The following is a 7,114-nucleotide window of genomic DNA, read 5'->3' as shown; positions in this document are numbered from 1 at the left end:
TGAACTACCAGCTGCTCAAATTCAGCGAAACCGCCAGCCGCACCGTGCCCAACAACTGGATGACCCTGCGCCTGAAAGTGTCCTCCAGCCATGCCGACCCCGCACGCGCCACCGCCGAAACCACGCGCCGCTTCAACATCCTGCAAAACCGCGCCCGCCGCATTTCCGGCACCGAAGCCGAGCTGGAAAACCGCTATGCCTACCCCAGCCAGCCGGGCGGCCGCAACAGCGCCCGCGTGTGGGAAGACAGCGCCGTGCTGCGCGTGTCCGGCAGCGATTTCCAAGCCTTGGGCAAACTGATTGCCGAAAGCAGCGGGGAAGCCACCATCGACGGCATCGGCTTCTCGCTCAAGCCCGAAAGCCGCCGCCAAATCGAAGAAAACCTCGCCATCGAAGCCCTGCAAAACTTCCGCAAACGCGCCGACGTGCTCAGCCGCAGCATGGGCGGCAGCGGCTACCGTGTGGTGGAAGTGTCCCTCCAGCAAAACGAGCCCACCCTCGCCGCCCCGATGATGGCGCGCGCCATGTCCTACGAAAAAGCCGGCTCGCCCGAGCCCGTGTTCGACAGCCCCGGCAACAGCATCGTGCAGCAAACCGTAAACGGCACGATTCAGTATTAAGCCGGCATTGAGGCTACCTGAAAACGAGCTTCGCGAGTTTCTGCGCAGCTAAAATTTCAGGTAGCCTCAAACCGCTTTTCCCCCGCCCAACGCCATACTCAAGAAAAAGGCTACCTGAAATTTCAGGTAGCCTTTTCAGTTTGGCGGCAATCCATTAAGCGCGTTTGCGGAACTCGCCGGTGCGGGTGTCGATTTCCACTTTGTCGCCGTTTTCGATGTAGGCCATCACTTGGATTTCGGTGCCGCCCACGAGGCGCGCCGGTTTCATCACTTTGCCGGAAGTGTCGCCCTTCACAGCGGGCTCGGTGTATTCCACTTCGCGCACGATGATGGTGGGCAGCTCCACGGAAATCGGGTTGCCGTCGTAGAAGGTGACTTCGCACACGTCTTCCATGCCATCAACGATAAACTTCAGGTTGTCGCCGATGTTTTCGCCTTCCACTTCGTATTGGTTGAACTCTTCGTCCATAAACACATACATCGGGTCGGCAAAATAGCTGTAGGTGCATTGTTTGCGGTCGAGCTGGATCACGTCGAATTTATCGTCGGCTTTCACGATGGTTTCGCTGTTTGCGCCGGTGAGCAGGTTTTTCAGCTTCATGCTCACTTTGGCAGAGGAGCGGCCGCCTTTGATGTATTCGGTTTTCTGCACCACCATCGGCTCGCTGCCCACCATAAATACGTTGCCGGCGCGCAATTCTTGTGCGGTTTTCATAATCTTAATCTCTTTCAATCAAACGGGAAAAATCGGAAACGCGGCATTTTAGCGCAAACCGCCTGTGCTGTCCAAACGGAGGCTGAGGCCTTGGCAAAATTCTTCATTTCGTAGCGGCGGATTGCATATCCGCCGTTTGCCTGATTTTATGAATAGATATGAATCAATTATTTGCTAATTGAGGGTGGATATAAAATCCACCCCTACAACTGGGTGAACATTTTGCGAAAGTTTCATGGCTACCTGAAAAATATGACTGCCCCAAATAAACCGGCAGCCCGCATTATCAGGCTGCCGGTGTGCAGAAATACTGCCTGCGGGAAACAAGGCGCTCAATGCAGGCCGCCCAGGCGGCGGATGCGCTGATCCAGCTCCTGCTCGTTCAGCGGGCGGCCGTCGTTGCAGAAGATGGCCATCAGGCGGCCGCGCACCGGATCGTTGGCGTTCACATAGCTGTCGAACTGGCGCCAGCCGGTGTTGCGCGGGGCAATCCAGCGGCGGTTGGGGTTGTCGCCGAAGGCGAAGGTTTTCAGGTGCCGGTCGCCGCAGCGCATGCCTTCGTAGGTCATATTGGCCTGCCCGCCGGGCACGGCCACGGCCAGCACGTAGCGCAGGCTGCGGTCGGCGGCCATCTGCACGGGCAGTTGCAACGATACTTTGTTGCGGTAGGTGGGATTGATATACAAATCAAACCATTCGCCGCTTTGCAGGCTGGGGTAGGCGGGCAACTCCACCGCTGCTTCTTCCCACGGCTTTTCGTCTTCAAACTGATAGCCGTAGCGCTCGGCAAAGGGCACATATTCTGCCGAGGCGGCGGCACAAGCCGCCAGCAGCGCGGCAGAGAGGATTTTCTTCATGCATACTCCTTGGGTTTGGCGGGCAGCCTAGCTTTTTAGCTTCGCAGAAACTCAGCTTCCTTCGGAAACATCGTTTCAACTGCGTTGAAGCTTGCGCTTTCAGGTAGCCTTTTGCCGCCAAGCGATTACACTACCATCAAATCTTCTTCTTTGTGTGCCAGCAGTTTATCTACTTCGGCGATGTATTTGTCGGTGAGCTTCTGAATCTGCTCTTCGCCGCGGCGGGCGTCGTCTTCCGGCACTTCTTTGTCTTTCAGCAGTTTTTTGATGTGATCGTTGGCATCGCGGCGCACGTTGCGGATGGAAACGCGGCCGTCTTCGGCTTCGCCGCGCACCACTTTGATCAGGTCTTTGCGGCGCTCTTCGGTGAGCATCGGCATCGGCACGCGGATGAGGTCGCCCATAGAAGCGGGGTTCAGGCCGAGGTTGGAATCGCGGATGGCTTTTTCCACGGCGGCGGCCATATTGCTTTCATAGGGCTTCACGCTGATGGTGCGCGCGTCGAGCAGGGTAACGTTGGCCACCTGGCTCACGGGCACCATGCTGCCGTAGTATTCCACTTCCACCTGGTCGAGCAGGCCGGTGTGGGCGCGGCCGGTGCGCACTTTGGCCAGGTTTTCGCGCAACACTTCAAGCGAGCGCTGCATCTTGGTTTCGGCTGAGGATTGGATGTCTTTGATCATAAGATTTCCTTTGGATTTGAAATTTTTCAGGTAGCCTTTTCGGCCATAGGGCAATCGTTTAACGGGCGAGATACTACCTTGCTTTGCCCGCTGCGGCAAGGTTTTCCGGCTGGCGGGCGCACCGCTTTCCCCACCGCGGGCGCAACACCAACCGCACTCCGCCAAGCAACCGTTCCCCCACCCAGCAATCTTTGGTAAATTAGCGCCGCATTCTACCACCCGCCGGAGCCGTCCATGCGCCGCCTCATCCTCCTCGCCTGCCTCGCTCTCACCGCCTGCCCCTTCCCCCTGCCCTACTGCCCCGTGCGCCCGATGCCTCCCGGTGCGCAAAAAAACTATGCCCGCGCCCCGCAGGATGCCGCCTTCTCCCGCCAAAAACAATCCGCGCCCAAAGAGCCCGAAGGCAGCCTCCTGCGTATGCAAAACCAATGCCTCGCCGTGCAAAACGGCCTGCTCGTGCGCCAGCCCTGCCGCAATACGCCCAACCAATATTTCGAGCGCAACCTCCGCGAGCGCACCATCCGCCAAAGCGGCCAATGCCTCACCCAAAGCGGCAGCCGCATCACCCTCACCCCCTGCCACGGCCAAGCCGAGCAGCAATGGTATGGCGACGACCACCGCCTGTGCAGCGCCAGCGCCAACGCACAATGCTGGGATGCCGCCGAGCCCACCATCCGCCTACAAACCCGCAGCGACACACCCAGCCAAGAAGTGCATTAATCATGCCCAAAATTTTTCAGGTAGCCTCAAGCCGCACGCCGAAGGCTACCTAAAAGCGTAAGCTTCAACGCAGTTGAAACGATGTTTCCGAAGGAAGCTGAGTTTCTGCGAAGCTAAAAACCATCCGCCACAGCAAATTCATTCCCAGCACCACCCCGCCTGCCGCCAAGCCCTCTTCCCAGCCTGCCCCCCGAATCTGATACAATCAGCCCCTTTCCCACCGCCGAGCCGCGCCGCCCATCATGAGCCAACACACCGCCCGCAAACGCTTCGGGCAAAACTTTCTGCAAGATTCCCGCATCATCGCCGACATCGTGCAGGCCGTGCGCCCGCAGCCGGGCGACACCGTGGTGGAAATCGGCCCCGGCCTCGGCGCCCTCACCGAGCCCCTGGCCGCCAAGCTCAATCGCCTGCACGTGTGCGAAATCGACCGCGACATCATCGGCTACCTGAAAACCCAGCCCTATGCCGCCAAGCTCATCATCCACGAAGGCGACGTATTGCAGTTCGACTTCGCCGGAGTGCCTGGGCGCAAAAAAATCGTCGGCAACCTGCCCTACAACATCTCCACCCCGCTCCTGTTCCACCTCAGCCGCTATGCCGGCGAGGTGGAAGACATGCACTTCATGCTACAAAAAGAAGTGGTGGAACGCATGGTGGCCGCGCCCGGCAGCAACGATTTCGGCCGCCTCAGCGTGATGCTGCAATACTTTTTCGATATGGAAAAACTGCTCGACGTGCCGCCGGAAAGCTTCCAGCCCGCGCCCAAAGTGGATTCCGCCGTGGTGCGGCTCATTCCCGTGGCACACCGCATCGGGCAGGCGCAGGATTTCGCCCAATTTGCCGCCCTGGTGAAACAAGCCTTCCACCAACGCCGCAAAACCATCCGCAACAACCTCAAAGGCCTGGCAAACGACGAAGACTTGCAGGCCGCCGGCATCAGCCCGCAGGATCGCGCCGAGCACATCGCGCCGGAAAAATACGTGGCCTTGGCCAACCTTTTGGCCGCCAAGCCGCAAACCGATAACACATAACAGGAAACCGCCATGATCAAATTCAACAACGTAAACAAATGGTTTAAAGAGCTGCACGTGCTCAGCGACATCAATCTGGAAGTGAAAAAAGGCGAAGTGGTGGTGGTGTGCGGCCCTTCCGGCAGCGGCAAATCCACCCTCATCCGCACCGTAAACCAGCTCGAGCAAATCCAAAGCGGCGAAATCTGGGTGGACGGCGTAAACGTGGCCGACCCCGCCACCGACCTAAACAAAATCCGCGCCGAAGTGGGCTTTGTGTTTCAGCATTTCAACCTCTATCCGCACTTGAGCGTGCTGGAAAACATCGTGCTCTCGCCGATGAAAGTGAAAAAGCAGAGCCGTGCGCAGGCCGAAGAAAAAGCGCTGCAACTTTTGGAGCGCGTGGGCCTGGCGCACAAAAAAGACGCTATGCCCGGCGAGCTTTCCGGCGGCCAGCAGCAGCGCGTGGCAATTGCGCGCGGGCTGGCGATGGAACCGCAGGTGATGCTGTTTGACGAGCCCACTTCCGCGCTCGACCCGGAAATGGTGGGCGAGGTGCTCAAGGTGATGAAAGACTTGGCCGAAAGCGGCATGACCATGATGTGCGTTACCCACGAAATGGGCTTTGCGCGCGAGGTGTCCGACCGGATTATCTTTGTGGACCAAGGCAAAATCGTGGAAGTGGACACGCCGGAAGCGTTCTTCACCAACCCGAGCAGCGAGCGGGCGAAACAGTTTTTGAACCAGGTGATGAAGGCCTGATTGATTTGAAAAAAGAAAAGGCTACCTGAAAATTTTAGCTGCGCAGAAACTCGCGAAGCTCGTTTTCAGGTAGCCTTTTTTTATATGCGGCAAAGTAAATGCGCCGCCTCAAGCCCAGGGCTCTTGCAGCACTTGGGCTTCGTAATCCGCCGGCTCTTCGGCTTCGGGCACGGCGGCGAAGCCTGATTCGGTTTGGCGGTACACGCCGGCGCGGTAGGGGAAGCGCTCGATGATTTCGGCAATGGTGACATCAAGCTCGGCTTGGGTTTCCCACACTTGGCCGCAGTCGTCGCACATAAACAACGCGCCGTCTTCGGGCGGCAATTGCGTTACCCAGCCGGTGCAGTGCGGCAGGGGGCAGCGGATTTTGAAATCGGGGTTCATGGCTTGGTTTCCTTGTGTTTGAAATGGTGGACTGCTTTTTCAGGTAGCCCAATTTAAGTGGTCATGCGGATTTTTGGTGAAATTATTTTTTCAGGTAGCCTCGGGCGGGAAGAGCTTGCCGGGGTTGAACAGGCTGTGCGGGTCGAGCTTGGCTTTGATGGCGCGCATCAGCTCGATTTCCACGGGGCTGCGCACGCTGGGCAGCCAGTGATTTTTCACTTGGCCGATGCCGTGCTCGGCGGCGATGGTGCCTTGGCAGGCGAGCGTGTGCTCATACACGATGCGATTGACGCCGTCTTCGTATTGGTAGGCTTGGTTGCTGCGGATGTGCGGCAGGAAGGTGTTGAAGTGCAGGCTGCCGTCGCCGAGGTGGCCGAACACGACGATTTCGATGCCGGCGTAGGCTTTCCGGAGCGCGGCGGAGGCGCCTTCCACCAGCTCGGCCACGCGCACGATGGGCACGGCGATGTCGTGCTTGATGCTGGCGCCCAGGGCTTTTTGTGCGGCGGAAATGTCTTCGCGCAGCCGCCACAGTTCGGCGCGCTCGCCCTCCGACTGCGCCAGCACGGCGTTTTCCCGGCCGGCTGCAAACAGGAATTCGGCCAAATCGTCGGCCAGATGGGGCTGCGGCAGGCTGTCGCTCAATTCGAGCAGGATGTGCCACGGGGCTTCGAGCGGCGGGGTGAGCTTGCTGTATCCGGCAGACAATTCCAATGCAAACCGGCTCACCAGCTCGAAGCTGCACAGGCGCTCGGCAAAGCGGCCTTGGATTTGGGTGAGCAGCTGCACGGCGTCTTGGATACTGTCTAAGCCGATCCAGGCGGTAACGGTGGTTTGCGGGCGGGCGAACAATTTGAGCGTGGCGGCGGTGATGATGCCGAGCGTGCCTTCGCTGCCGATGAAGAGCTGGCGCAGGTCGTAACCGGTGGTGTTTTTGTGCAGCGGGGAGAGGTGGGAGAGCAGGCTGCCGTCGGGCAGCACCACTTCCAGCCCGAGCACCAGATCGCGCGTGGTGCCGTAGCGCACCACGTTCAGGCCGCCGGCGTTGCAGGCGATGTTGCCGCCGATTTGGCAGGAGCCTTCGCTGGCCAGGCTGAGCGGAAACAGCCGCCCGGCTTGGGCAGCGGCTTCTTGCACGTTTTGCAGAATCGCGCCGGCTTCCACGGTAATGGCGTTGTCGGCCAGGCTGAGGCTGCAGATGCGGTTGAGCCGCCCGAGGTTGAGCAGGATGCCGCCGTCGGGCACGGCCGCGCCGCACAGGCCGGTGTTGCCACCCTGCGGGGTGATGGGCACGCGCTGTTCGGCACACCAGCGCACCAGCCGCTGCACCTGCGCCACGCTCTCGGGCATCACCACGGCG

Annotated in this window: 9 protein-coding genes; 4 read left to right on the top strand and 5 right to left on the bottom strand. The window is 59.5% G+C overall.

Going from position 1 to position 7,114, the window contains the following annotated elements; genetic code table 11:
* Positions 1 to 620 (top strand): SIMPL domain-containing protein (locus tag LG371_RS12120; RefSeq protein ID WP_225748636.1); only part of this gene is annotated, 620 nt, incomplete at its 5' end.
* 154 nt (positions 621 to 774) lie between these two features.
* Here LG371_RS12120 and efp read toward each other — a convergent pair.
* From efp to frr, 3 genes are all read right to left on the bottom strand, one after another.
* Positions 775 to 1,335: an elongation factor P gene (efp, locus tag LG371_RS12115; RefSeq protein ID WP_067592705.1), complete on the bottom strand. Its 561-nt coding sequence runs from the start codon at positions 1,333 to 1,335 to the stop codon at positions 775 to 777.
* A 332-nt stretch (positions 1,336 to 1,667) separates the two neighbouring features.
* Entirely contained in the window at positions 1,668 to 2,192 is a 525-nt protein-coding gene (locus LG371_RS12110; RefSeq protein ID WP_225748635.1) for a CNP1-like family protein, read from the bottom strand.
* A 125-nt stretch (positions 2,193 to 2,317) separates the two neighbouring features.
* Positions 2,318 to 2,875: a ribosome recycling factor gene (frr, locus tag LG371_RS12105; RefSeq protein WP_067592700.1), complete on the bottom strand. Its 558-nt coding sequence runs from the start codon at positions 2,873 to 2,875 to the stop codon at positions 2,318 to 2,320.
* A 234-nt stretch (positions 2,876 to 3,109) separates the two neighbouring features.
* On the opposite strand from frr, the gene LG371_RS12100 reads away from it, so the two are divergent.
* The 3 genes from LG371_RS12100 to LG371_RS12090 all read left to right on the top strand — a co-directional run bounded on the left by LG371_RS12100 (position 3,110) and on the right by LG371_RS12090 (position 5,370).
* Positions 3,110 to 3,595 carry an RICIN domain-containing protein gene (locus LG371_RS12100; protein ID WP_225748634.1) on the top strand — a complete coding sequence of 162 codons (486 nt, stop codon included), beginning with the start codon at positions 3,110 to 3,112 and terminating at the stop codon, positions 3,593 to 3,595.
* Positions 3,596 to 3,837: 242 nt separating this feature from the next.
* Positions 3,838 to 4,629: a 16S rRNA (adenine(1518)-N(6)/adenine(1519)-N(6))-dimethyltransferase RsmA gene (gene rsmA / locus LG371_RS12095; protein WP_067592695.1), complete on the top strand. Its 792-nt coding sequence runs from the start codon at positions 3,838 to 3,840 to the stop codon at positions 4,627 to 4,629.
* 12 nt (positions 4,630 to 4,641) lie between these two features.
* Entirely contained in the window at positions 4,642 to 5,370 is a 729-nt protein-coding gene (locus LG371_RS12090; protein WP_067592692.1) for an amino acid ABC transporter ATP-binding protein, read from the top strand.
* A gap of 108 nt (positions 5,371 to 5,478) precedes the next feature.
* Here the strand turns inward: LG371_RS12090 and LG371_RS12085 are convergent, their stop codons facing one another.
* Both LG371_RS12085 and LG371_RS12080 read right to left on the bottom strand, forming a co-directional pair.
* Positions 5,479 to 5,754: a hypothetical protein gene (locus tag LG371_RS12085; protein WP_067592689.1), complete on the bottom strand. Its 276-nt coding sequence runs from the start codon at positions 5,752 to 5,754 to the stop codon at positions 5,479 to 5,481.
* Between the two features lie 90 nt (positions 5,755 to 5,844).
* On the bottom strand, positions 5,845 to 7,114 hold a 1,270-nt coding region (locus LG371_RS12080; RefSeq protein WP_225748633.1), incomplete at its 5' end, for an FAD-binding oxidoreductase.

It is taken from the genome of Eikenella sp. Marseille-P7795 (assembly GCF_916618725.1).
Taxonomy (GTDB): domain Bacteria; phylum Pseudomonadota; class Gammaproteobacteria; order Burkholderiales; family Neisseriaceae; genus Eikenella; species Eikenella longinqua.
Note: the sequence above shows the minus strand (reverse complement) of the source record. Positions and strands in the feature narration are given on the sequence as shown.

What these genes read in the sequence shown, in the direction of transcription:
- efp (WP_067592705.1), bottom strand. Translation starts at nt 1,335, where the DNA reads ATGAAAACCGCACAAGAATTGCGCGCCGGCAACGTATTTATGGTGGGC.
- LG371_RS12110 (WP_225748635.1), bottom strand. Translation starts at nt 2,192, where the DNA reads ATGAAGAAAATCCTCTCTGCCGCGCTGCTGGCGGCTTGTGCCGCCGCC.
- frr (WP_067592700.1), bottom strand. Translation starts at nt 2,875, where the DNA reads ATGATCAAAGACATCCAATCCTCAGCCGAAACCAAGATGCAGCGCTCG.
- LG371_RS12100 (WP_225748634.1), top strand. Translation starts at nt 3,110, where the DNA reads ATGCGCCGCCTCATCCTCCTCGCCTGCCTCGCTCTCACCGCCTGCCCC.
- rsmA (WP_067592695.1), top strand. Translation starts at nt 3,838, where the DNA reads ATGAGCCAACACACCGCCCGCAAACGCTTCGGGCAAAACTTTCTGCAA.
- LG371_RS12090 (WP_067592692.1), top strand. Translation starts at nt 4,642, where the DNA reads ATGATCAAATTCAACAACGTAAACAAATGGTTTAAAGAGCTGCACGTG.
- LG371_RS12085 (WP_067592689.1), bottom strand. Translation starts at nt 5,754, where the DNA reads ATGAACCCCGATTTCAAAATCCGCTGCCCCCTGCCGCACTGCACCGGC.